Below are 24,939 nucleotides of genomic sequence, written 5' to 3'. Positions count from 1 at the left end.
TTTGCAAAGTGGATTATTTCATATTCACTAATTGACAGTAAGTACGATAGTATGTACGATTAATAATGTAAATAGAACGTTCGTTTGTGTTTTGGAGGGGATTTCATTTTGGTTAAAAACCAACCGGGCATCGCATATAATGACGATGCCATACAAGTATTAGAAGGTTTAGAAGCCGTTCGTAAAAGACCAGGAATGTATATTGGTTCCACTGATAGCCGAGGTCTTCATCATTTAGTATTTGAAATTGTAGATAATGCCGTTGATGAAGCACTTGCTGGATTTGGTAATCATATTACAGTAAAGATTCATAAAGATAATAGTATTACTGTACGCGACTTCGGACGGGGTATGCCTACAGGAATGCATAAAATGGGCAAACCAACGCCTGAAATTATTTTCACCGTGCTCCATGCAGGTGGAAAGTTTGGACAAGGCGGTTACAAAACGAGTGGTGGCTTGCATGGGGTAGGCTCCTCTGTTGTAAATGCTTTATCAACTTTTTTAGAAGTAACCATTCATCGGGAAGGTGAAATTTTCCGCCAACGTTTTGAGGATGGCGGGAAGCCTGTTACATCGCTAGATATTATCGGCAAAACGAAAGAAACGGGAACATTCGTCCATTTCTTACCGGATGAGACGATTTTCTCTGTAACAAAGTATAACTACGATACTTTAGCGGAGCGCTTAAGAGAGTCAGCCTTTTTATTAAAGGGATTAAAAATCGAATTAATCGACGAACGTGGAGAAGGAAAGCATGAAGTATTCCACTATGAAAACGGTATTGAGGCGTTTGTAAGTTATTTAAACGAGGAAAAAGATGTTCTTCACCCGGTTAAATACGTAGAAGGGCTCATTTCAGAAATTGAAGTTGAGTTTGCTTTCCAATTTAATGATGGCTATTCAGAAACCATTTTATCGTTCGTAAATAACGTCCGCACAAAAGATGGTGGAACGCATGAGACAGGTGCCAAAGCTGCATTAACACGAGTATTCAATGAGTATGCACGAAAAATTGGCTTACTTAAGGAAAAAGATAAAAATCTAGAAGGTGCCGATATTCGCGAAGGCTTAACAGGGATCGTTTCCGTTCGAATTCCGGAACAATTACTGCAATTTGAAGGCCAAACAAAAGGCAAACTTGGTACGAGTGAGGCACGTTCTGCTGTGGATACGGTCGTGTTTGAAAAATTACTATACGTATTAGAAGAAAATGCAGAACTGTCGGCATCGTTAGTACGTAAGGCGCTTCGAGCTCAGCAAGTCCGTGAAGCAGCCCGAAAAGCACGAGATGATGCACGTAACGGGAAAAAGAAAAAATCCAGTACGTTGCTATCAGGTAAGCTGACACCGGCACAGTCAAAAAATGCCGCACGCAATGAATTATACCTAGTAGAGGGTGATTCGGCAGGTGGCTCAGCGAAACAAGGACGCGACCGCACATTCCAAGCGATTTTACCGTTGCGCGGAAAAGTCATTAATACCGAAAAAGCCAAGTTACAAGACATTATGAAAAATGAAGAAATCGCAACCATTATCCATACGATTGGTGCTGGTGTTGGTGCAGACTTTACAGTAGCGGATGCAGCCTATGACAAAGTTGTTATTATGACCGATGCCGATACAGATGGCGCGCATATTCAAGTGCTTTTATTAACATTCTTTTACCGTTATATGCGACCACTTATCGAGGCAGGGAAAGTATTTATCGCTTTACCGCCGCTTTATAAAGTGTCAAAAGGAGCGGGCAAAAAACAAGAACTCGTTTATGCATGGACAGAAACCGAATTACAGGCCGCCATCAAAAAAATCGGTAAAGGTTATATTATCCAACGTTATAAAGGTTTAGGTGAGATGAATGCCGATCAATTATGGGATACAACGATGAATCCTGAAACGCGTACATTAATTCGCGTAAAAATTGAAGACGGCGCACGTGCAGAACGTCACGTCACAACATTAATGGGTGATAAAGTAGAACCGCGCCGCAAATGGATTGAAAAGAATGTAAACTTCGGCATGGAAGAGGATGCAAGCATTTTAGAAAATGAATTCATCCAACATGAGGAGGTTAACTAAATGAGCTTTGTTGAAAAATTTCAAGATTTACCACTAGAAGAAGTAATGGGAGACCGTTTCGGACGGTACTCCAAATATATTATTCAAGATCGCGCATTACCGGATACACGTGATGGGCTAAAACCTGTACAACGCCGTATTTTATATGCGATGTTCCATGAGGGCAATACGTTCGATAAGCCATTCCGAAAGTCTGCGAAAACAGTCGGAAACGTTATCGGTAACTATCACCCACATGGCGATTCATCCGTTTATGAAGCAATGGTCCGCATGAGTCAGGACTGGAAATCACGTCATATGTTAATCGAAATGCACGGGAATAACGGTTCTGTCGATGGTGATTCACCAGCAGCGATGCGTTATACAGAAGCACGTTTATCGTCCATTGCTGCGGAAATGCTTCGCGATATTAATAAAAACACCGTTGAATTCGTACCTAACTTTGATGACCAAGATATGGAACCGACTGTGTTACCATCACGTTTCCCAAATTTACTTGTCAATGGTGCTACCGGAATATCTGCTGGTTATGCGACAGATATTCCACCACATAATTTACAAGAAGTATTAGATGGCGTATTAATGCGTCTAGACAAACCGAACTGTACGACGGATGAACTGATGACCGTTATTAAAGGACCAGATTTTCCAACAGGTGGCATTATTCAGGGCGTAGACGGGATTAAAAAGGCGTACGAAACAGGGAAGGGCAAAATTATCGTTCGCTCCCGTACCGAAATCGAAGCAATTAAAGGCAGTAAAGAACAAATTATCATTACCGAAATCCCATTCGAAGTGAATAAAGCCAATTTAATTCGCAAAATGGATGAGCTACGTGTGAGCGATCGCCGATTAGAAGGAATTTCTGAAATTCGTGATGAATCGGACCGCAATGGTTTACGTATTGTCATTGAGTTGAAAAAAGACGTGCCATCACAAGGCATCTTAAATTTCCTATTTAAATCAACAGACTTACAAGTTTCTTACAACTTCAATATGATTGCCATTCACGAACGCCGTCCAACGATGATGACATTACCTTTAATGCTAGATGCCTACATCGACCATCAAAAAGAAATCATCCGTCGTCGCTGTCAATATGATTTAAAACGTGCAGAAGACCGTTTACATATTGTTGAGGGGCTAATGAAGGCTTTATCGATTTTAGATGAAGTCATCGCTACAATCCGTGCTTCTAAAGATAAGCGTGATGCGAAAACAAATATTATTAACAAATTTGATTTTTCCGAGGAACAAGCAGAGTCTATTGTCAGCTTGCAACTATATCGTTTAACGAATACTGATATTACGGAGCTACAACATGAGCATGAAGAGTTAGATCAACTTGTCATTAAATTGACAGCCATTTTAGCGGATGAGAAGAAATTAATTCGTGTGATCAAAACGGAATTGACAGATATTCGTAAACGTTTTGCTGTGCCACGTCTTTCAACAATTGAAGCAGAAATTGAAGAACTAAAAATCACGCTTGATGTACTCGTTCCAAGTGAGGAAGTCATCGTAACTGTAACGAAAGATGGTTATGTAAAACGCACTAGCCTACGTTCACATAATGCTTCGAACGGCAAAGATTTCGCCATGAAAGAATCGGATTATTTATTATTTGAAGCAAATATCAATACACAGCATCATCTATTGCTCTTTACAAATCGCGGCAATTATATTTTCCAACCGGTCCATGAACTACCCGATATTCGTTGGAAAGATCTCGGTCAACATATTTCAAGTATCGTTCCGTTAGAGGCAAATGAAGAAATTCTTCAAGTCATTGGCATTGATACGTTTGAGCAGCCTGAGAAGTATGTATTTACTGCGACAAAGGACGGGCAGATTAAACGTTCATCCTTGTCCGATTATGTCGTTACACGCTATTCTAAGCCGATTAAAACGATGAACGTCAAAGAACAAGATGAAATGATTTTTGCTACTCTTGTAACGGAAAATGATGAGCTATTGTTAGTAACGAATACAAGCTATACAATTCGCTTCCCAATGAATGAACTACCTGTTACAGGGGTGAGGACAGCAGGGGTGAAAGGGATTGTTATAAAAGACGAGGAATATCTTGCAGCAGTGGCCGTTTTACAGCCAAATAGCGCGCAGGAACTTGTCATTGTTACGCAGCGCGGAGCTATTAAGCGCATGAGCATTTCTGAAATTGAACTTGGCAACCGTGCTAAGCGCGGGGTCGTGACATTAAAAGAATTAAAAGCAAATCCACATCGTATTTTTGAAGTATTAGTTGTTCACTTTAGTAATACCGTTGTTTTAGAAACAGAAAAAGGCGTTCAAGAAGCCATTCAAATAACAACGCTGACACGTGCTGACCGCTATTCTAACGGCTCATTGCGCGTGGACCCAACTACAGATGGTAAGCTTGTACGGGCTTATATCGAGAAGAATAATTAATGAAAAAGACATCGCCATGCAAATTGCATTGGTCGATGTCTTTTTTCATTCCTCGTATGCTTATATACCAATTGATTAGGAAGGGGATAACAATTTAAATGCATTTGACAGCACGAAAAAACCGCTCTGCCTTCAAATGAATGAAGGGGAGAGCGGTTTTGTTTTTTAGTGCGATACGTCTTGTACAGAAATACCAGTTTGAGCTTTTACTTCTACTTCACGGTATTTCGCATCGTCTTGTTCTTTAGATAGTAACGTTCCGATGACACCGCCTAAGAAGCCAAGAGGTACTGAGATAATCGCTGGGTTTGTTAACATAATTAATGGTTCACCAACGAAAATTGCTTTACCTGCAACTGGATTCCAAACGTTTGGTGAAACTGCTACTAATACTAATGCAGAGATTAATCCTGTTAACATTGCTGCTACTGCACCATTTGTGTTGAAACGTTTCCAGTAAATCGTGTAGATGATTACTGGTAAGTTTGACGAAGCTGCAATACAGAACGCTAATGATACTAAGAACGCTACGTTTAATGTTTGTGCACCTAATGCTAATAAGATAGATACAATCGAAATAACGATTGAACCGATACGAGCAGCCTTAACTGCTTCTTTCTCAGTGATTTTACCTTTTTTAATAATTTGACCGTAAATATCATGTGATAGGGCAGATGCACCAGAAAGTACAAGACCTGCTACTACCGCTAAAATTGTCGCAAATGCTACCGCACATACGAATGAGAATAAAATCTCTCCGCCAAGTGCTCGTGCTAATAATGGAGCGGCCATGTTACCAGCTGGGTTCGCCGCAATAATTTCTTCTTTACCAACGAATGCCGCAGCACCGAAGCCTAAGAAGATTGTTAATACGTAGAATCCACCTACAATCCAAGTAGCCCAAATAACTGAAGAACGAGCTGTCTTTGCGTCTTTTACTGTGAAGAAACGCATTAAGATATGTGGAAGACCCGCAGTACCAAGTACTAAAGCGATTAACATTGAGATTGTATCAATACCATCAGTGTAACGTAAGCCTGGGTTTAAGTAAGCAGAACCATGCTCTGTTACTGTTGCCATTTCAGCAAACATTGTTAAAAGACTGAAATTGAATTTCGCTAATACTAGGAATGAAATAATGATTGTACCTAACATTAATAGGACAGCTTTTACAATTTGTACCCATGAAGTTGCTGTCATACCGCCGAATAATACATAGATTGTCATCATGACACCTACAAGTAATACTGCAGCCCAGTACTCAATACCTAATAATAATTGGATAAGACCACCCGCACCAACAAGCTGTGCGATCATGTAAAATAATACGATTGTAATTGTTGATAAAGCAGCTGTTCCACGAACTTTTGCTTTGTCAAAACGTGCTGTAATCATATCCGCTAATGTGAAGCGGCCTAAGTTACGTAGTGGCTCTGCTACGATGTAAAGTACCACTAAGTAAGCTACTAAATATCCTAGAGAGAAGAAGAAACCGTCAAATCCGAATAAAGCAATCGAACCCGCAATCCCTAAGAATGATGCAGCTGATAAGTAGTCACCCGAGATTGCTAGACCATTTTGCCAGCCTGTTAAGCCTCCACCTGCTGTATAGAAGTCACTTGCACTTGATGTACGTTTAGATGCCCACCAAGTAATGACTAATGTTAAACCTACGATAGCTACGAAGAAGAATATCGCTGTGAAACTTAAATCGTTCATAATTAGCGACCCCCTTCATATTCTGCGATAATTGCTTTCGCATCTTTGTCAAAACGATTGGCTTTCGCTACATAGAAGTGAGCTAATACCCAAGTCATAATAAACAATCCTGCTGAGTAAACCCAAACCCATGTAATTTCCCCGATCGCTTTTTTATGCAAAATATCTGTGTACGACGTTAGGATTGGTAACAGCATGTATGCTGCTAAGAAAAACGCTGTCACCGACCAAAGGAAACCACTTTTACGCTTAGTAAGCGCCTTAAAAGATTCTTGCGATGCGATTTTGTCATAATCAATTTTTCGCGGTTGATTTTTCCCCATAAACATTCCCCCAATTGTGATAAAATTCACTGCTCTATGTTTGTAAAATTCTACTTTCAAGCATTTTACATTTTCATTCTATTTTAGCTGTCACAAAATTGCAATACTTTTCTGACAAATTATTTTAAAAAAAATTTTACAAAAACAAGTTTAAGAGAGAAAATAAGAGTGAATTTAAGCTAAAATTAAATATCATCAAAATGAATACTCCCTAAAAACGTTGAATTACCAACGTTTCTAAATAGTTTGACAAACGAAATATATGTTTTACCGAGAAAATAGTAACCTAAAAATAGAATTCACTTTTTTCATAATCATAATATTTAAAAAGTGTTTTGTTTTGAATTATTATCTTTCACACTTCACTAAAAAATCGACTTTTTTTATGTTTTACACAATAAACCGAGCAAATTTTCTATAAAAACCTGCAAAATCATCCACACTTTTCCCCACAAAAAAGAGAAAAAGTAGGGGAGTAATCCCTACTTTTTCTCTTCATACTTTATTAATGTGATACATCTTGAACAGAAACACCTGTATGCGCTTTTACTCGAATTTCTTGATAAATACGTTCTGCTTCCTCTTTTTCTACTTTATGCGCAGTTAATACCGTTCCTAAATAGCCTGCAAAGAAGCTCAGTGGAATTGTAATAATAGCAGGTACTGATAAGTTTACAAGTGGGTCTCCAACGAAAATCGCATTACCTGTTGGACTCCAAATATTTGGACCCATTGCACCTAACACTAAACAAGATACAAGACCTGTTACCATCGCAGCAACCGCACCGTTTGCATTGAACTTCTTCCAATAGATTGTGTACAAAATAACTGGTAAGTTCGCCGATGCACCGATACAGAACGCAAATGACACTAAGAATGATACATTTAAGTTTTGCGCGAATAACGCAAGAATAATAGAAATAATCGCAATTGAAATTGATCCAATACGCGCAGCTAACACTTGCTGCTTCTCTGTTAATTTACCATCATTCAAAATTTCCCCATAAATATCATGTGAAATAGCAGAAGCACCTGTTAATACTAATCCTGAAACAACTGCTAAAATCGTCGCAAAAGCAACCGCACAGATGAATGATAATAAAACATTCCCACCTAAAAACTCTGCTAATAATGGGGCAGCTGTATTTCCAGCAGCATTTTCCGCAATAATCGCATCAAATCCTACGAAGTGCATTGCACCAAAACCTAAGAAGATCGTTAAAGAGAAGAAGATCGCCGTAATCCAAGTTGTCCATGAAATAGAAGAACGTGCTGTTTTTGCATCTTTAACTGTGAAGAAACGCATTAAAATATGTGGTAACCCTGATGTACCTAATACTAATGCCATCATCATTGAAACCGAGTCGATACTTGAACTATATTTCATTCCTGGAACCAAGTATTGATCCCCATAATTATCACTAATCGTATTAAACATCGTCATTAAATTAAAGTTAAATTTATTCAATACTAAAATTGCTAATAAGAATGTACCAAATAAGAGTAAGCCGGCTTTAATGATCTGTACCCATGAAGTAGCCGTCATACCTCCGAATAATACGTAAGTCGTCATCATGACACCTACTATTAATACTGCCAACCAATAGTCAATACCAAATAGAAGTTTAATTAACGCACCGGCACCAACAAGCTGTGCGATCATGTATAAAATAACGATAATAATCGTTCCAGTTGCCGCAACACCACGAATACGCTTTTCATTAAAGCGAGCTGTTAACATATCCGCTAAAGTGAATCGACCTAAGTTACGCATTGGCTCTGCGATCATATATAATAGAACTAAGTTTGCTACAACATAACCAACAGAGAAGAAGAACCCATCAAAACCCGTTAGAGCAATCGCACCGGATACCCCTAAAAACGCTGCAGCTGATAAATAGTCACCCGCAATAGCAAAACCATTTTGCCATCCTTTTAATCCGCCACCCGCTGTGTAAAAGTCACTTGCTGAAGAAGTACGTTTTGCCGCTATGTACGTAACGATTAAAGTTAAACCTACAATACCTAAGAAAAATCCTGCTGATACTAAATTCATCGTGCCACACCTGCCTTTTTATACTCTTCTAAAACTGCGGCTGCTTCTTTATCAAATTTCCCAGCCATTTTAACGTAAATCATGCAAAGCACAATCGTCATAATAAATAGAGCAAGAGAATAAACCCATACCCATGTAATTGTACCAATCGCTTGTTGTTGTAATACAGAAGTGAACGCTAAAATCGGTAACAAAATGTAAAATGTTAAAAATGTTGCAGTAATACCGAACAATAACGTGTTTTTCTTCTTTACAAATGCATTGAAACTATCCATACGATCTATAACATCATAGTTAATATTATCGTGTTTTTTGGATTTTCTTTGTTTTTCATCCACCATTGTAATTTCCCCCTTAAGGATTATTATTCTGTTCTAAACGCAATATTACTTTAATATCACGTCGATAAACCATATTGTAATAGGGAATTCTCTATTATGCAATAACATTTTTCAGAAAACTCAAAATCAACAAACTCTTTAATACATAGAATTAACAAGCACTTTTCATAAAATTTACATATAGATTTCCTTGTTTTTACTATTCAAATATTATGCTAAATGTTATTTATTATCGAATTTACATTTTTCCTAGTAAATTAAATACATTAAGCAGAATATAATATTTCGTTACTTTAAAATAACGAAATAGGTCTATTTTTGAAATGTAGGTCTTATTGTTATATAACAATCTAAGGAATAATATTTTTTTGCTATTTTTTAATTAATAAAATTTATTGAACTTGTTTTAACAGTAAAAGATTTTTTTAGCGCGGTCTATGTGGATGGAGGTTCGTCAGTTGCTGTCATATGAACGAAACGAACTTAGGTTAACATTCATAATGAATTCAAAAAGTTCTAAACAAAAATTAGAGAAGACTAAAATTTTGGATTTTCATTTTTTTATAAGATGATAGAGAAATGCTAAGTCAAAAAAGACACTTATACAAAAATAATAAAAATTTGATTTACAGAAAGTAAAAACCCGTAAATTTTGAGAGTTATAATCAAAAAAACATCAAAACAAAAGGGCGACTTTATTTTGAAGCAACTATTTTAGGCTAATTAATTTGATTTTCAATAAATGGTAGCGAATTATTTCCGAACAATTTCTAGAATATTTATCCTATATAGTAGAGGAACAATTGACCTACCTTTTAAACTATGGAATACTCATGGGAGGTTATATAGAATTTGTGAAATGAGGAAATAAAATGAAGCTAAACGTGAAATTAAAGCTCCAACTTTCTTTCGGGGTTATCCTCCTATTTTTAATGCTAATCTCAGGGTTAAGTATTTACATTATTAATAATAATACCGAAAAACTTGAGCAAATCGAGCAAGATACAAAATTAGTAGAAATGTATAATGACATTGCGTTCCAAGCAGTCCGTGCGAATGCAGCGATCCGAGGCTATATGCTGTATATAGACGATAGTATGAGAGCCAACCATTATGAAATTCGCGCTACATTAAATGAACAAGTGGGAAATTTAAAAGCAGCTGGGACAAATGAAGATTTTCAAGAATTTGAGTCAAAATTAACGGCATGGGAAAATGCCATTGATAATGAAATCATTCCAACGATTGAACGTGGCGAACTTGAACAAGCACAAAAAATAGCCAAACCGGTTTTAGGCGCTGGTTCTCTGGAGTTAGTCGTGTATGCGAAATCATTAGCAACAAGTATAAACGAGGAGACACAAACGGTTATTACCGATTTCTATTCACTTAGTAAAGCGAGTATGATTCAAGTAGCTGTGTTAGCACTAATCGCGCTTGTTACAAGCTTTATCATTTCAACAGTGTTTGCACGTCGTATCGCACTTAATATGCAAGCTGTTATGAAAGGGATGCAAAAGTTCTCACATGGCGATTTAACAACACGTTTACATGTAAAAGCGAAAGATGAATTCGGTCAATTAGCGGATTCCTTTAATAACATGGCGCAAAAGCTAGGAGATACGGTGGAACAAGTAGGGAGCTCCTCTGAACAAGTTGCCGGTACATCTGAGCAACTAACAGCAAGTAGTTTAGAAGTGACACATGCAACCGAGGTCGTAACAGAGTCCATTTCTGATATTGCAGTAGGGATGGCTGACCAGCAACAAATGACGAGTGACGCAAAACGCTTTTCAGATCATTTAATGAGAAAAGTAGATGATATTTCCACAAGTATTGATGAAGTAAATGAATCTTCCCTTTATTCCAAGCAAATGGCTTCAGAAGGGCGCCAATCTGTTCGCAATGTCATCGAGCAGATGGATATCATTGATGACAATACATCCGCATTAAATACACGTGTCGAAGAATTAAATAATAATACTGCAAAAATTTCAACGGCCATTCAAGTGATTAAAACAATTGCTGAGCAAACGAATTTATTAGCGTTAAATGCGTCGATCGAAGCTGCACGCGCGGGGGAGGCAGGGAAGGGCTTTGCAGTCGTAGCTGATGAAGTACGTAAACTTGCCGACAATTCGAATGTCGCAGCTGTTGAAATCGAGCACATCGTAGCAGACATTTTAGAAAGCACACGTATTATTGAAGAAGATATTATGCATAATGATCAATCGGTTGAAGCCGGTAAAGAAAAAGTGGCGGTTACACGCGAAACTTTCCTACAAATTGATACGGCCATTAATCATGTGCAGGATCAAACGTCCAACGTAACGCAGGCAATCCGTGTCATCGCAGAAGATGTGAAAAAACTAGTTACTGAAATTAATGATATTAATGAAATTTCCGTTGATTCAAACGATCATATTCAAAGTGTTGCTGCAGCATCTGAAGAACAAAATGCCGCGATGGAAGAAGTCGCAGCAGCATCTACTCATTTATCACAAATGGCGATTGAATTGCAGGAATCGATTCATAGCTTTAAATATTAACGAACAACCAGAGTGACGAGGAACTATCACTCTGGTTTTTTATTTGAATTTAAAATATACGAGTTAGAGGAGAATAGAATGTATACAATTGGACAAGTCGCAAAATTTTTAGGTATGTCTAGAGATACGTTGAAATTTTATGAAGAAAAGGAATTAGTCAAGCCAGAGCAACATATAGAGAATGGCTATAGAAAATATAATCATTTTGATATATATGATTTAACAACAGTGAATTTTTATAGAGAAATTGATATTGAAATAAAAAAAATCCAAGAACTAAGAAAAAGTAAGAGCATAGACGGCATAAAATCATTGTTAGAAGAAAAAGAACAAGAAGTTTTAGAGGAAATAGAATATAAAAAACTACTTTTAAAAAAGATCCGGCTCGTAAAAGAAGATTGCGAAAAAGTTAAACATTTTTTAGGTATTTATACAATAAAAGAAATGAAACCTTTAGAAATAAAAGGGGAAATAGAACATTTTACTGCGTATGATGAATATGACATCCTAAAAAAGAAAAACGACAGCTTAAAAAAGGCAGTTACTCTAACATCTTTAAGTAGAATTATACGCTTTAATGAAGAAGGGATTATAGAAGAAAAGTTTATCATTGGAAGAAAACTTGAACACTTTGATAAAGATATTGAAGGGGAAATCCTCTACTATCCTAAATGTATTTATACAGTTATTGAAAATGGTAGATGGTCAACTGGTGGGGAAAATATTGATCATAACGTAGAAGCCAGCTTAAGAAATATTGCACTGGAAAAAGGATATGAACTTTTTGGACTCGTTCATATTAATCTATTACTTACCACTTATGAAGATGGACTTGAACGTGTATTTTTAGAAATTTATGCACCTATAAAATAACATAGTCATGTATTGACCTGTGAGTAACTCCTAGGTTTAAGCTGAAAGTATTAGTAAGTATACGCATTGTTATATTTATTAAATATTTAGCTTGAAGCGGGGATTGTACATGAATAGAGAAAAGAAACTAAAAAAACCAGTAGCAAGTTTTATTTTACTAACGAATATTATTTTTTTACCGCTTTTTTTACTTGTAGGAGCAACATCCATGTTAGGGTTTCCAACATGGATTAGTGATGTAACATTTTGTATAGCAGCTTGGTCATCAACATTTGCTTTTGTATTATTGTTTAAAAAAATCTATCCAGGGCAGCGTTTTATTCCATTTGTAAAAGGGAAATTTGAGAAAAAACTTAAGCTCTCTGTTATTTTGACGGCGGTTATGATTCAGACTTTTATATTTTTTATGATTTTGCTCATTGTTACTAATAATAGTGAAGTAGACTCTACTTTTACGGTTTCTTCATGGGGCATGTTGATCTATTTCTTTTTTAAAAACCTACTTTCTGGACCAATAGGTGAAGAACTAGGATGGAGAGGTTTCGCTCAAATTGAACTTCAAAAGAAACATTCACCATTAATTGCTTCGATAATCATTGGCTTTTGGTGGGGGATTTGGCATCTACCTATATGGTTTACTACAGGCCTTGTAGGAAGAGATTTAATCAAATACATCCTATTCTTTATGCTAGCAATCATGTCTACTAAGATTGTTATGACAGCCTTTTATAACTTAAATCAAAATTTAATCATTCCGATCATCATCCACCAATTTTTCAATTTTTTTATTGGCATAATCAACGGAAACTTAATCGATTTAATCATGTATAACGCAATTTTTTACTTAGTAGTCGCGGTTTTAATTATCATTATAAATCCCAAAAATGTATTGTATGGAAAGTATGTAGAATAAATTGTAATGGGTAAGGTAGGTGACAGTAATGTTTGATAATGAAATTCGTGCAAAAGAGCAAATAGATGTGCTTTATGATACCCATATGCAAGAAGTCATGTTGGCTCGTAAAAATGACGTTGGGACAATTCCTTTGAAAGAAGCACTTATCGATGAAGAATTGGATTTTGATGAGATTATGACAATCGCAGATCGATTTGATGAGAATATTGCTTAATATCAATATGGTTAACCAAGTAAAGGCGCGGTGCAAGTTTTAAAGTAAGATGGCAATGATGTTTGATCAAGCGGTCAATTTGCATTGATAAAGCGTTTGAATGCATCTTTAAGCATTGCTACAAACCAATTGAAATTTGAAGATGAATTCCTTAAGATGCGAATGCTGGATATGGAATCACATAATTATGAGTAAAAATCTTAATAATATATAAAACTTTGGAGCAATATTATCCAAAGTTTTTTAAAGGGGTTGAAATTTAATCCCAAATCCTTTAAATTTTCATTTTGTCTCACTATTTAAAGTATACTTATCCAATGAGATGTAACTTCCTATAATATATATTATGACCGTGTCCCCAAATATAAACTACATAAAGAGTACACCACACTGCTCTTTAGAACACAATTTTCACTACTATAAAAGCGTATTCAAAAAAATCTCGAATACGCTTCGTTTAAACTTCCATCGTCGCTAAATAACCTTACTGTAAAAATGTATCCGTCAAAAGAATCTTAATCCCCCGTTGCAAATGACAATTCAATCGTGCTATTCACATTAGTTTAATTTTTCAGTCAATAATCTCCAAATCAAGAATCGCTTCAATTTCTGCTTGTATGTCTTTGTCTACTGATAGTGCTCGTTGTTTTCGTAATGCCAAATCTGTTTCTTGATCGATAAAATAGTCCGTATGCTTATCAAAACAAGCATAACAAATTGTGTAAAAATCTTTTTGTTCTTTCTTTAAAAAATCAAATTCCCATGTTTCTAACTCTAAATAGCTAACTTTATCATTTGTTTCTTTATTGCATAATTCACATGTTGTTTGCATAATATAAAAATCCTTTCATTGATTTGACTTTTATTTTCTCGCTTCGGCACGGTCTTTTAATCTCTTTAAACGCCCATGATATTTTAAAATATTGTTTTTTGCTGCAATAGCCTCTTCCGTTGTAGGTTGTAAATTTGCAATATCCCAATATTTCACCACAACATCTAACACTTGGTCAAAGAATTGTAACGGTCCATAATTTGCCTCGATTGCAATGGTTTTCATACGATCTTCAAAGTCAGGCATAACAACGCCTGGCATCGAAAAATTAATAATAACCTTTTCAAAAAATACAATAAAATTCGGATCAAGTTCAAGATGCGCTTTCACTGTATCACGGTAAAATGCATAATGGAGCGCCTCATCCTTTGCTAAACGTCGAAGTAATGTCGCTAAATCTGGATCATGTGGACCTGCTATTCTTGCTACATTATTGTAGAAAACAAGTGTCGCTAACTCTTGTAACGATGTATAAGCCATCGTTGCTAATGGATTTGTAAATTCCGGGAACCAGCCCGTTTCTACTACTCGTTTTCTTAATGCATGTAATCTTGCAGGGTTTACATTTCTTGTTACTAATAAATACGTTTCCAGCAAGCTCGAGTGCTGATCCTCTTCAGATGTCCATGTACGAACAAAATCGCTAATTACATCCATTGAATTTTTAAACGTGTAATCTAAATGCGTTGTGTACCAAGGTAAATTTACCTCTGTCAGCAATGCTGTCTCAATGGCAATAATGACCCCTTCAGGAAGAGTAACTTGACTCTCATCCCATGGCACTCGTTTAAATGACATCGCCTTGTCCCAAGGTATAAACTCGTGATAACTCCAGTCAATATTGGCGGCACGCAGCTTATGTAATTCATATAATTCCTTAATGCGTGGCTCTAAACGCATGTCTAAATCCGAATTTAGCATAATAATTTTCCCCTTATATTTACAATTTTTAAATCAATATTATTCTATCACACTATTGCGATTTTTTCCTCTAAATCATTATCAATATTGGTTAGTCGAATGTTTCATATTGTTAAAGTTGTAGCTAGAATCATTTCAAACCACCCTAAAAAATACATAGTCAAGAATAGTATTTTTATTGCTATCAAAATATTTAGACGAAATAACCTTAACCATGTTCAATGAAAGTTTAAAATTCTTCCCTTTAAAAAGATTGCGTATAATTAATCCGCTTAAAAAAGGAATTAACGCTAACATAAGGGTATACAGCCCGACACTCCAAATAAAGCCAAGATGCGCTTCTGAAAAAGAAAGATAGTGTAAAGTGGCTCATAAGCTCAATATTGGTTTGCGATATACAGTTGATAGCGTCAGGAAAATGCGGATTTACAACGATAAGCAAATTCCAAACTAAAAAGCCCAACTTCTCTACAAATCAAAATAGAGAAATTGAGCTTATCAGTTACTTTATTTATTTATTTATTGAACTCATTAACTCGAAGAAATATTCAGGATTATGAGTCTTATTTAAGTTATACCATGAATGCAATGTATCTAGTTCAAATACATCTAATTTTTTCAATACTTCCATCGCAAATTCCAAAGGAGCTATTCCTGATGCAGTAATTAAATTCGTATCACATACCGCAGATCCCATCACATAGAACTTTTCCCCTTTATAATTTGGACATACCATTTTAGTATATTCTAAGTTATTACTTGTATGCTTTCTAGTATCTAAGTATCCCATATTCGCGAGGGCATCCGTTGCACCACAAATTGCAGCAACAATAGTGCCGCGCTTTAAAGCATGATCAATCCTTTCTAAGATAGGTTGATGAATTTCTTCGCTCCAAGTAGTCCCTCCTGGTAAAATTAAAAGATCTTTACTTTCAAGAACACATTCATCAAGGGATATATCTGGTTTTATACTTAGACCTCCCATAGTAGTAATCATTTCATAATTAGCTCCTACTGTAACTACTTTTAAAGGTGCTAAACCTTTTTTAAAATACCTTCCTGAGTTTAGTTCAGCAATTAAATATCCATATTCCCAGTCCGACATTGTATTAAATACATATAAAAAAACTTTTTTCGTTTGCATCCAATAGCACTCCAATCACATTTGATAGATCCAACTATAACATTGCTCCCCTGACAGATAGCGTCAGTGAAGTTATCAAATTTGATGAAATTCTATTAATTCCGACAGAACTTCAACAAGTCTTTTCTTAAGGCTTATTGGCTCAATCACTTTAATCGATTTATTATATGGTAAAAGTAAGTAAGGCACATATGTATGGATCACATCTTTTTCAAGAAGAAAAATTGCTTGATTTGACGTCCGTTCTTGTAAATAATGTCCTAAAAACCAATGTTGGCAAATATCAGCTATTACGTTTTTATCCCCATTAATAACTAAAGCAATAATCCCTTCCTTATCTTCTATCGTTGGAAGAAGATTTTTTATAAAAAAGTCACTTGCTGAAAAATTTTCTGGCTGGTTAAACTTATTTTCGGTTAATATTAGATTTTCAATTCGATCAACTCTAAAACTACGGTTATCATTTCTAAGATGGCAAAATCCAATCATATACCACTTATTATTCCAATAGATAATTCTGTATGGATCGACCAATCGATCATTTAATTGCTTTTCACCACTTTTACGGTAATGAATTTTTACTGAGTTCCCGTCAGCTACGGCCTGCTCCAACTCCTTCAAAAAAGGGTCTATAGAGAGTGAACTTAATCGGCTTATTACTTCAAGACTAGCTAATTGTTGGTTTATCTTTATTTCCTGCTCTTGATTTGAGTATTTACTTAGTTTTGAAATGGCCCTATTTAGTGCTTCACCACCATAATATCCGGCTTCTTCTGCAAACACAGCAGCGTGAAATAGTGAAGTTTTCTCCTCAAAATCGAAAAAAAGAGGCGCTTCAATAAAATTGTTCATTAAAGTGTATCCACCGTTATGTCCTGGTTCTGAAATTATAGGTACGCCACTTGCTGAAATTGTATCAATATAACGATACACAGTCCTTATATTCATCTCTAACCTTTCTGAAATTTGTTTTGCGGTAATTTTTTCACCTGAACGAAGCAACCATAAAATCGCCAACATATTGTCCATTTTGGCCATATAAATCTACCCCTATATTAAATTTATTTTCTAATATACGTTACATTCGTTAACTGCTCTTTAATTTGTGGATCTACAGCGATTTCAATTCTCTTTCTCTATTCACCTTCAATGGTATTTTCATTAAACCAATTAAGAAAATAATCAATGTAATTTATTACATCATCCAAGGTTGGGACCTTTTGTTGAAGAAATACACACTCGATTTCTTTAAAATATTCTTCTCTAGGGAAATAATGCTGAAGAATTATAAGATTTTCTAGAATATTTGTAGACCAACTTTTATCTCTTTCAGCTACATAGCAATAAGCTCCTCTTACAATACGTTTTAAAATTGATAATAATGTCCCTTGGCTAGCTTCCTTTTTCAAAATTACTTCACGATAACTTGTGAGTGTGTCGATAAGATCTTCATTTAACGCCTTACAGATATGAACATTTGGCTTCATTTTAGGAAAGTGTACAGACAAATCCTCTCCATAAATACAAGTACAGACGTGTCTCAACCAAAATCCCCAATAATATTGGCTATCTTCTTTAAATAGATCTGCTGTAACTCCTATATCGTAATCTACTTTTGGCACGATTGGATTGTCACGAATAAACATTTTTGTTTCATCATCTAGATGTGCCATTTCTTGAGAAGAGAATGATGATGTCAAAATTACTGATAAATCAATATCTGAAGTACCTAATACAGCCTCGCCTCGACCCACACTTCCATAGATATAAACGCTATGTAATTTCTCCCCTGCACATCTTTTTAAAATATCAAGAACTTGACTAAGAAGTCCTTCGTATACACTATCAATTTTATTTAACGTAATTTTGTTCAAAATATATCCGTCATTATCTACATTTATTCTTGTGGGAAACTGCAAATTACTCCCTCCTTTTTTTAAGTATTATAACGTCATCAATTATTTGACCCTATAGTAAAAATAAAAGCCGCTTCTTTTTATCGAAGAAATATTCCTATTTTGTGTAGTTTTCCTTCACTAAATTTAAACAAAACATCACAACTAAAGCGTCTCCTCCAATTTTTGAATTTTTGAGTGAGAGATTAAATACACATTGCCTAAAATATCGACTTTTCCTCCCTTTACTCGTACAGCGCAATCTTTGTTTGACGCATATATATTAATTTCTTCCGATAAAGGAGACAGTTCGTCCTGTACCAATGCCATGTTATTTTCAAGGTCAAAATGAGATAGGACGGAAAAATTGTCAAGTCCGATTCCATTGTAAACAGAGTTTGTTTCATCTCCAAAGTTCTTCGAGCATAGCCATTTAGCAGACATATTGATGGCACCCGCGCTAGCTCCCATCACAACGGCGCTGCTTTTTTTAATCAACTTCGACAATTCATAATCTATTAAGAAACCATTTAAATTAAGAATGCTTCCACCTAACAAGAAAATGACTGAAGCATTTTGAATTAACGTTTGGGCATCTTCTTTCTGTACGCGATAATTAATTAAATGATATTCATCAAATATAATACCGGTCTGGTCAAGCCACGAGCGTTCAGCGGCGCCATCTGCCTCATAGATTGATGGATTTGAGCTAATCATGACAAGTGATTTTCTATCAGTTATATCCTCCTGTAATACCTTGCCCAGATTCTCCGGAAAAAATTTGTTAAACCAACCTAAATAATAATGAATTTTCATAAGTCCCCCCGTAGCAAAGTATAAATATGTCTTATAAAAAGTTTAGTTGTTCAAACTTTTTATAAGACAATATATTTAAACACAAAAAAAGACAGTACATAATACTGTCTTTCTTTGTGTTTACTAGGTACCTTTCAAAGATGTATTTCCTAAAACAGATGGAAATTACATTACTTCTCACTGGTTTTATTCCTAGAAACTGAAAATAAAAGATTTTATCTTAAATACTCTTCTGAATACAAAAGATAATTACCTACCCTATACCAATGCTAATAAGTTAAATGCATTATTAGACATTTAGGTAAACTGGATTTATTCGATTATCTTTGGTACTCATTATAATATATTATGTAATACTTTTCAAGATATGAATCATTTCTTACAACTTTGAGGTATTTTTTAATTCAATTATTTTATGGTATATTTTTGGATTTAATATATCCCATAATTCGTAGTAAGATACGATTTTTTTAGAATCCCTTTTGCTTGTATATTCCATATATGCATAGTATTCGTTTGTAAAACTAGCGATAAAATCTGCTGCTTGCAATAATGAATGATTTAATTGTTGATCGTACTTGATATTAAAATTATTCCAATAATCGTCTTTCTTCCATTTTGGATAATTAATTCTTAATGATAAGTATTCATGGAGCCGAATAGTAGATTCACTTGCTCTTTTAGGTTGGCCATCTATCGTTAAAATAATGCTTTTACTTGTATCATTTGGTATGGGTTCTGCCAGTCTGCTCACTACCTTACCTATAAAATAATTTTCAGTTTGTTCCCTATGTCTGCCACTCCAATCTCTGTTAAAAACACGATGTGAGTCATTTAGAAGCGATTTATCAACAGCAATGTAACAAATTCTTAGATCATCCCAATTTGCTAAAACTTCAAAAACCTTTTTTCTTTGTTCATGCGTTGCTATATTCCCTTTTGCTTCTAAAATTTTTAAGTTATGTACCAGTTGTTCTGCTTTAATTTCTGCAAAGACAGGATCTAATAATTGTGCTAACTTTTTATATCCTGATTTTATAGAGAAACCTGCCCAAACATAAAATTTTCCTCCTTGAGCATTTATCACTCCAGAATCATCTAAATATATATACATCTCGTTCTCCTCTTTAGCATTCTTTTACTATTAAGTTTACTAGAAGATAGGCTGTATATGTAAATTATTTCGCAATAAAGCTGGGCTTTTCAATTAAATAAGGCTTATCCTGTTGCAATCCTAGGTGCTGGCCCTGTTGATTTAGCTGCAGCGATTCGCTATAAACTCCGGACACAGAATGAGGCATTAAGACATAAGGTGGCTTCATACCAGCCATAGATAATGCTGTTCTGATTTCTTCCATGTAATTTTCATTAAATATCAAAAAGCATAAGCCTTTTACGCCTATGCTTTCTCAAAAATTAATGTTAAGACATCGTTATTCTTTTACAAGCTATTTTTGCTGCTGGAACTCCAACACCAGCAGCAAGCGCTGCATCTACTGATTCATCCCAAGAACCACTGCTAGCCTTTATTTCGTTCCCTGCTGTCAAAACTCCCTCTGCTACAATTTTAACACAATCATAATAATCTTGATTAGGATTACTTTCAAAATACTGTGCAGCTAATTCGTCTGCTTTCTTTTGTATTGAAAGTCGACCTTGTTCAGCTAATGAACTAAAAACACTCTCAGCTTGCCCACCAAAATGTACTATTTCGTCGTTAATGTCTCGACCTGTACGATGTATTTCTCCCATTTCAGATGACATATTTAGTCCTCCCAATCCTTGAAATTTGAACTTTTTATGTTCACAAATATTTTATCCAACTGAGATTGTTCTTATCCATCAACAACTATTTCTTATCATTTTTAATATCACTAATAATCCATTGTGCTGCCTCTTTTAAATTTGGACATACTGCATTTGCTAATGGATCACTCTCACCAATAAAAACCGTTCTTGTACCTGCTTTTTTACCTGCCTGAATATCCGTATCAGTATCTCCAACCATATATGATTTTTCAAGATCAATTTTGTGTTTTTCTCCTAAATCTAAAACCATTTTGCTATTTGGTTTTCTACATTCACACCCAGCCTTTGGTTTATGTGGACAATAGGCAACCTCATGAATCGTTGCTCCCTCTTTCTCCAGTTCAGCCACCATATAGTCATGAATTATATGTAACTGCTTTTCCTTCATATAACCTAATCCAATTCCACCTTGATTTGTTACAACAAATACATAATCAAAATACTCATTTAAACTTTTAATTGCTTCCTCTACACCAGGTAAAAAATAAAATTGATTCGGTTCATTTACAAATTTTACTCGATCAGTTAGTACTTCATTTATTACTCCATCTCGATCTAAAAAAACTGCTCTTTTCAATCTCATCACACCTTTAATTTTTAATATTACTTTTATTATGTTAAAAATTATCGGTTTTAAGCAGTCCTATTTAAGGTGTCCACTAATTTCCAGGATTTATTTTATTTCTCGCGTAGCAGAATATTTAGAATCATATATATGTAGACAAGAACTTGATTATTTTCTAGTTTTTCTCTTACAAGCATATTAATAGCTCCTTCTTAAATCTCTTTTATCCCGTAGCACAGGGAAACAGAAAACACATACTAACATTAGTTTGTTTAAAAAATTATTAATGTAATGTAAAGCCCTATTAACGTAAAGATTAAAATCGGCACCGTTAACACGATTCCCGTTTTAAAGTAAGTTCCCCAGGAGATTTTTACACCTTTTTGGGACAGTACATACAACCAAACAAGTGTTGCAAGTGATCCGATTGGTGTAATTTTTGGTCCTAAGTCAGAACCAATGACATTCGCATAAATGAGCGCTTCACGTAATGTGCCATTTGTAGATGTTTCAGCAATTGCTAATGCGTTAACCATCACAGTTGGCATATTGTTCATAATTGATGAAAGAAAGGCTGCAATAAAGCCCATACCGACTGTTGCCACAAATAATCCTTGCTCTGCTGTCCACTCAATAACACTTGCAAGTGCCGGCGTTAATCCCGCATTGCCAAGACCATATACGACGACGTACATCCCAATTGAGAAGAACACGATATTCCAAGGCGCCCCCTTCACTACTGCTTTTGTATCAACGACCGCGCTTTGACGTGCCATGATTAAGAAGAAAATCGCGACAAGACCTGCAACGAGTGAAACAGGCACACCAATAAATTCACTTGAGAAATACCCAACAACTAAAATAGCTAGGACAAACCAAGACATCTTAAACATTTTCATGTCTTTAATGGCTAGACGTGGCTCCTTTAGCATCAATTCATTATATTCACGTGGAATCGCCTTGTTGAAGTAAATGAGTAACACAACAATCGTTGCCACAAGTGAGAATAAATTCGGAATGATCATACGCGTGGCATATTCAACGAACCCAATATCAAAAAAGTCCGCTGAGACGATATTCACTAAGTTACTCACAACAAAAGGCAAACTCGTCGTATCGGCAATAAAACCGCTCGCCATAATGAACGGGAAAATCATTTTTTCACTAAATTGCAAATTACGTACCATTGCAAGAACGATTGGTGTTAAAATCAAGGCTGCCCCGTCATTCGCAAATAAGGCTGCAACACCTGCGCCAAGCAAGCTGACATAGACAAACATTTTAATACCACTTCCCTTTGCAATCCGCGCCATACGTAAGGCTGCCCATTCAAAAAGACCGATTTCATCTAACACAAGCGAAATTAAAATAATCGCAATAAATGATAATGTCGCATTCCACGTAATATCAATAACTGTACCGACATCATTAAAATCAACAACACCTACAAGTAACGCAATCAAAGCGCCGGCCATCGCAGACCATCCGATGTTCAGTCCTTTAGGCTGCCATATAACAAAAATAAGTGTCACAATAAAAATAAGTGCCGCTATTACAAATAGATTCAATTTTTAGTCCCCCACACATTCACGATCAATTTTACAACCACATGTCCACTCTTCATTAATGGAAGCAATTATCCCTTGCATTATCGTTGTTTGATTCTCTTGGATGCGATAATGCTTCCAAGTCCCGACTTTACGTTCTGTAATGATCCCTGCCTCTTTTAATTTACGTAAATGCTGACTCACTGCTGGTTGAGAAATACCCAATACATCCGTGAAGTCACACACACATACCTCGCCCTTCTTTAAACAAGCGAGTATTTTTAATCGATTGGCATCCGCCACAGCCTTTAATTGCTTTTCGATTAATTCAATTTCCATCTTCAAAACCTCCATCACTATATAACGATATACTTATATTATATAGTGACAATGATTTTTGCAATAATAAATATACAAAAAGCACTTCCCTATACGCTGGAGAAACGTATGTGGAAGTGCTTTACTATTTATTGTGCATAATCCCCTGTATAGTTTACAAGTGAACAAGAATGCACACCTTCTATATTGTTTAAACTATTCATGAACCCCGTATTATCATCAACTAATCGAATTTCGACCGTCATTTCAATAAAACCGTTTCGAATTGTTTTTGATTTGAGCTTTGTATTTAATTTTTGTAATATTTTACGCACCTCTTCCCCAGCATCTTCATTATGTTGGAGAATTAATAAGTACGTTTCGCCGCGCACTTTTTTCTTCGATAACCATGCTAATGTTGCACCGAATGCTAATGAGCCCATTATTGCTAGAGGATACATTTGCGCACCAATGGCAATACCTGCTGCAATCGACCAAAACATATACACGATATCTAATGGATCTTTTACCGCTGTACGGAAACGAACAATACTCAGAGCTCCAACCATCCCTAGAGATAGGACGATATTTGTGCTGATGGTCATAATAATAAGTGTCGTAATCATCGTCATCAAAACGAAGGACACGTTATAGTTGTAGCTATAGACAACCCCTCGGAAACAACGCTTATACACCCAGTAAATAAACATACCGATACCGAATGAACATAGTAATCCGAAAATGATTTCTATATATGAAACACTAGTAAAAGAATCTAACCCGAGTACACTCTTTTTTATAATATTTTGGAAATTCAATTGATCATTCATAATTAGACTCCTTTAGTAACTGCTTTATCATGTAATATACACCCTGTCTTTATAGTTTAAAATATTGGATTGTTCTTTCCCGACAAAGGACATATTTCGAAATAGCCGAACGCGTTAACCGCTCTGGCTGTAATAGTTGCCGAATAACATCTGGTAAGAAATCATCGTATTTTACTTCTAATATCACTTGTTCTGGATAAAGAATTTCTTGATACACAATATTTTTGTCAAATAAGTCGACGCCATTAATGCCCGCGCGTAATTCTTTATCAAATGTGATACGGACATTCCCTAACTCATATATATACGCCTCACGTATGTAATCTACAATGACACGAGGTTGAAATCTCCGGAACGCTAATGCACGGTAAAAATCTTGAGTGAGTGTTTCTGTCCGCTCTTTTAAACAATCATAGTCTCCGTGTAAAATCGCATCATAGTCCCCACGTGTTAATGGCACTGCTTCTTTATTAATATAATCACCATATTTACTTTTTCTTTCTAGTTTAATAATCGCGTCATTTTCGTTATAAATACGAATTCGATATTTTTCACGTGCAAATATACCGTCATTTTTATCGTAAGTACTATGATCATGTATTCCATCAAAGTACAAACTTCGAATATTATAGCCTTCGGGACTCAAAGCATTCTTATCTAATGATAAAAAACTAGAAACCTTTTTTCGAAGTGCAATCATTTCAAAATACGTAATATAATATTTTAGTTCATGTCGAAAGTGTTTATTTTCAAAAGCCATTA

At 35.5% G+C, this 24,939-nt stretch carries 23 protein-coding genes; 6 read left to right on the top strand and 17 right to left on the bottom strand.

All coding sequences use genetic code 11. From position 1 onward, the window contains the following. Window positions 1-108: 108 nt before the first annotated feature. Both parE and parC read left to right on the top strand, forming a co-directional pair. Window positions 109-2,079, top strand: coding sequence for a DNA topoisomerase IV subunit B (parE, locus tag MHI10_RS09945; RefSeq protein ID WP_340785095.1), 1,971 nt, complete (start codon window positions 109-111; stop codon window positions 2,077-2,079). Beyond that, entirely contained in the window at window positions 2,080-4,509 is a 2,430-nt protein-coding gene (gene parC, locus MHI10_RS09940) for a DNA topoisomerase IV subunit A (protein ID WP_340785094.1), read from the top strand. It abuts the gene before it with no gap. Window positions 4,510-4,674: 165 nt separating this feature from the next. Here parC and MHI10_RS09935 read toward each other — a convergent pair whose 3' ends face one another. The 4 genes from MHI10_RS09935 to MHI10_RS09920 form a co-directional block, all read right to left on the bottom strand. Continuing rightward, window positions 4,675-6,228, bottom strand: a complete 1,554-nt coding sequence (locus MHI10_RS09935; RefSeq protein ID WP_340785092.1) for a solute symporter family protein — start codon at window positions 6,226-6,228, stop codon at window positions 4,675-4,677. Between the two features lie 2 nt (window positions 6,229-6,230). Next, window positions 6,231-6,551 (bottom strand): DUF485 domain-containing protein, encoded by a 321-nt coding sequence (locus MHI10_RS09930; protein ID WP_340785090.1) that lies wholly within the window; start codon window positions 6,549-6,551, stop codon window positions 6,231-6,233. A 505-nt stretch (window positions 6,552-7,056) separates the two neighbouring features. Next, entirely contained in the window at window positions 7,057-8,607 is a 1,551-nt protein-coding gene (locus tag MHI10_RS09925) for a solute symporter family protein (RefSeq protein WP_340785088.1), read from the bottom strand. Beyond that, window positions 8,604-8,948 carry a DUF485 domain-containing protein gene (locus tag MHI10_RS09920; RefSeq protein WP_340785086.1) on the bottom strand — a complete coding sequence of 115 codons (345 nt, stop codon included), beginning with the start codon at window positions 8,946-8,948 and terminating at the stop codon, window positions 8,604-8,606. Before MHI10_RS09920 ends, MHI10_RS09925 begins: the two co-directional genes overlap by 4 nt. Before the next feature lie 872 nt (window positions 8,949-9,820). Between MHI10_RS09920 and MHI10_RS09915 the strand changes: the two genes are divergently transcribed. The 4 genes from MHI10_RS09915 to MHI10_RS09900 all read left to right on the top strand — a co-directional run bounded on the left by MHI10_RS09915 (window position 9,821) and on the right by MHI10_RS09900 (window position 13,500). After that, entirely contained in the window at window positions 9,821-11,497 is a 1,677-nt protein-coding gene (locus MHI10_RS09915) for a methyl-accepting chemotaxis protein (protein ID WP_340785084.1), read from the top strand. A gap of 78 nt (window positions 11,498-11,575) precedes the next feature. Beyond that, complete coding sequence (locus MHI10_RS09910; RefSeq protein ID WP_340785082.1) at window positions 11,576-12,370, top strand: MerR family transcriptional regulator; 795 nt, start codon at window positions 11,576-11,578, stop codon at window positions 12,368-12,370. Between the two features lie 109 nt (window positions 12,371-12,479). Beyond that, window positions 12,480-13,283: a CPBP family intramembrane glutamic endopeptidase gene (locus MHI10_RS09905; RefSeq protein ID WP_340785081.1), complete on the top strand. Its 804-nt coding sequence runs from the start codon at window positions 12,480-12,482 to the stop codon at window positions 13,281-13,283. A gap of 19 nt (window positions 13,284-13,302) precedes the next feature. After that, window positions 13,303-13,500, top strand: a complete 198-nt coding sequence (locus tag MHI10_RS09900) for a hypothetical protein (RefSeq protein WP_340785079.1) — start codon at window positions 13,303-13,305, stop codon at window positions 13,498-13,500. A 571-nt stretch (window positions 13,501-14,071) separates the two neighbouring features. Here MHI10_RS09900 and MHI10_RS09895 read toward each other — a convergent pair. The 13 genes from MHI10_RS09895 to MHI10_RS09835 all read right to left on the bottom strand — a co-directional run bounded on the left by MHI10_RS09895 (window position 14,072) and on the right by MHI10_RS09835 (window position 24,937). Next, complete coding sequence (locus MHI10_RS09895) at window positions 14,072-14,332, bottom strand: hypothetical protein (RefSeq protein ID WP_340785077.1); 261 nt, start codon at window positions 14,330-14,332, stop codon at window positions 14,072-14,074. A 30-nt stretch (window positions 14,333-14,362) separates the two neighbouring features. Continuing rightward, on the bottom strand, window positions 14,363-15,253 hold the full coding sequence (locus MHI10_RS09890) for an acyl-ACP desaturase (protein ID WP_340785076.1): 891 nt from the start codon (window positions 15,251-15,253) through the stop codon (window positions 14,363-14,365). Between the two features lie 511 nt (window positions 15,254-15,764). Continuing rightward, window positions 15,765-16,397: a type 1 glutamine amidotransferase family protein gene (locus tag MHI10_RS09885; RefSeq protein WP_340785074.1), complete on the bottom strand. Its 633-nt coding sequence runs from the start codon at window positions 16,395-16,397 to the stop codon at window positions 15,765-15,767. 75 nt (window positions 16,398-16,472) lie between these two features. After that, on the bottom strand, window positions 16,473-17,435 hold the full coding sequence (locus tag MHI10_RS09880) for a helix-turn-helix transcriptional regulator (RefSeq protein WP_340785072.1): 963 nt from the start codon (window positions 17,433-17,435) through the stop codon (window positions 16,473-16,475). 98 nt (window positions 17,436-17,533) lie between these two features. Beyond that, window positions 17,534-18,316, bottom strand: a complete 783-nt coding sequence (locus tag MHI10_RS09875; RefSeq protein ID WP_340785070.1) for a nucleotidyltransferase domain-containing protein — start codon at window positions 18,314-18,316, stop codon at window positions 17,534-17,536. Between the two features lie 141 nt (window positions 18,317-18,457). Then, the gene (locus MHI10_RS09870; protein ID WP_340785068.1) at window positions 18,458-19,108 is read right to left on the bottom strand and encodes a Type 1 glutamine amidotransferase-like domain-containing protein; all 651 of its coding nucleotides are present in this window, start codon (window positions 19,106-19,108) and stop codon (window positions 18,458-18,460) included. Between the two features lie 379 nt (window positions 19,109-19,487). Beyond that, on the bottom strand, window positions 19,488-20,222 hold the full coding sequence (locus MHI10_RS09865) for a DUF3800 domain-containing protein (RefSeq protein WP_340785066.1): 735 nt from the start codon (window positions 20,220-20,222) through the stop codon (window positions 19,488-19,490). Between the two features lie 308 nt (window positions 20,223-20,530). Next, window positions 20,531-20,872, bottom strand: a complete 342-nt coding sequence (locus MHI10_RS09860; RefSeq protein WP_340785064.1) for a hypothetical protein — start codon at window positions 20,870-20,872, stop codon at window positions 20,531-20,533. An 85-nt stretch (window positions 20,873-20,957) separates the two neighbouring features. Further along, window positions 20,958-21,494 carry a D-glycero-alpha-D-manno-heptose-1,7-bisphosphate 7-phosphatase gene (locus MHI10_RS09855; RefSeq protein WP_340785062.1) on the bottom strand — a complete coding sequence of 179 codons (537 nt, stop codon included), beginning with the start codon at window positions 21,492-21,494 and terminating at the stop codon, window positions 20,958-20,960. Between the two features lie 260 nt (window positions 21,495-21,754). Further along, on the bottom strand, window positions 21,755-23,050 hold the full coding sequence (locus MHI10_RS09850; RefSeq protein WP_340785061.1) for an arsenic transporter: 1,296 nt from the start codon (window positions 23,048-23,050) through the stop codon (window positions 21,755-21,757). Window positions 23,051-23,053: 3 nt separating this feature from the next. After that, the gene (locus MHI10_RS09845) at window positions 23,054-23,368 is read right to left on the bottom strand and encodes an ArsR/SmtB family transcription factor (protein ID WP_340785060.1); all 315 of its coding nucleotides are present in this window, start codon (window positions 23,366-23,368) and stop codon (window positions 23,054-23,056) included. Between the two features lie 128 nt (window positions 23,369-23,496). Beyond that, window positions 23,497-24,177: a DUF4956 domain-containing protein gene (locus tag MHI10_RS09840; protein WP_340785058.1), complete on the bottom strand. Its 681-nt coding sequence runs from the start codon at window positions 24,175-24,177 to the stop codon at window positions 23,497-23,499. 49 nt (window positions 24,178-24,226) lie between these two features. Further along, complete coding sequence (locus tag MHI10_RS09835) at window positions 24,227-24,937, bottom strand: polyphosphate polymerase domain-containing protein (RefSeq protein WP_340785057.1); 711 nt, start codon at window positions 24,935-24,937, stop codon at window positions 24,227-24,229. Window positions 24,938-24,939: the final 2 nt, after the last annotated feature.

Source organism: Solibacillus sp. FSL K6-1523, from assembly GCF_038005225.1.
GTDB lineage: Bacteria > Bacillota > Bacilli > Bacillales_A > Planococcaceae > Solibacillus.
This window is presented reverse-complemented; position numbering and strand designations above follow the sequence as displayed.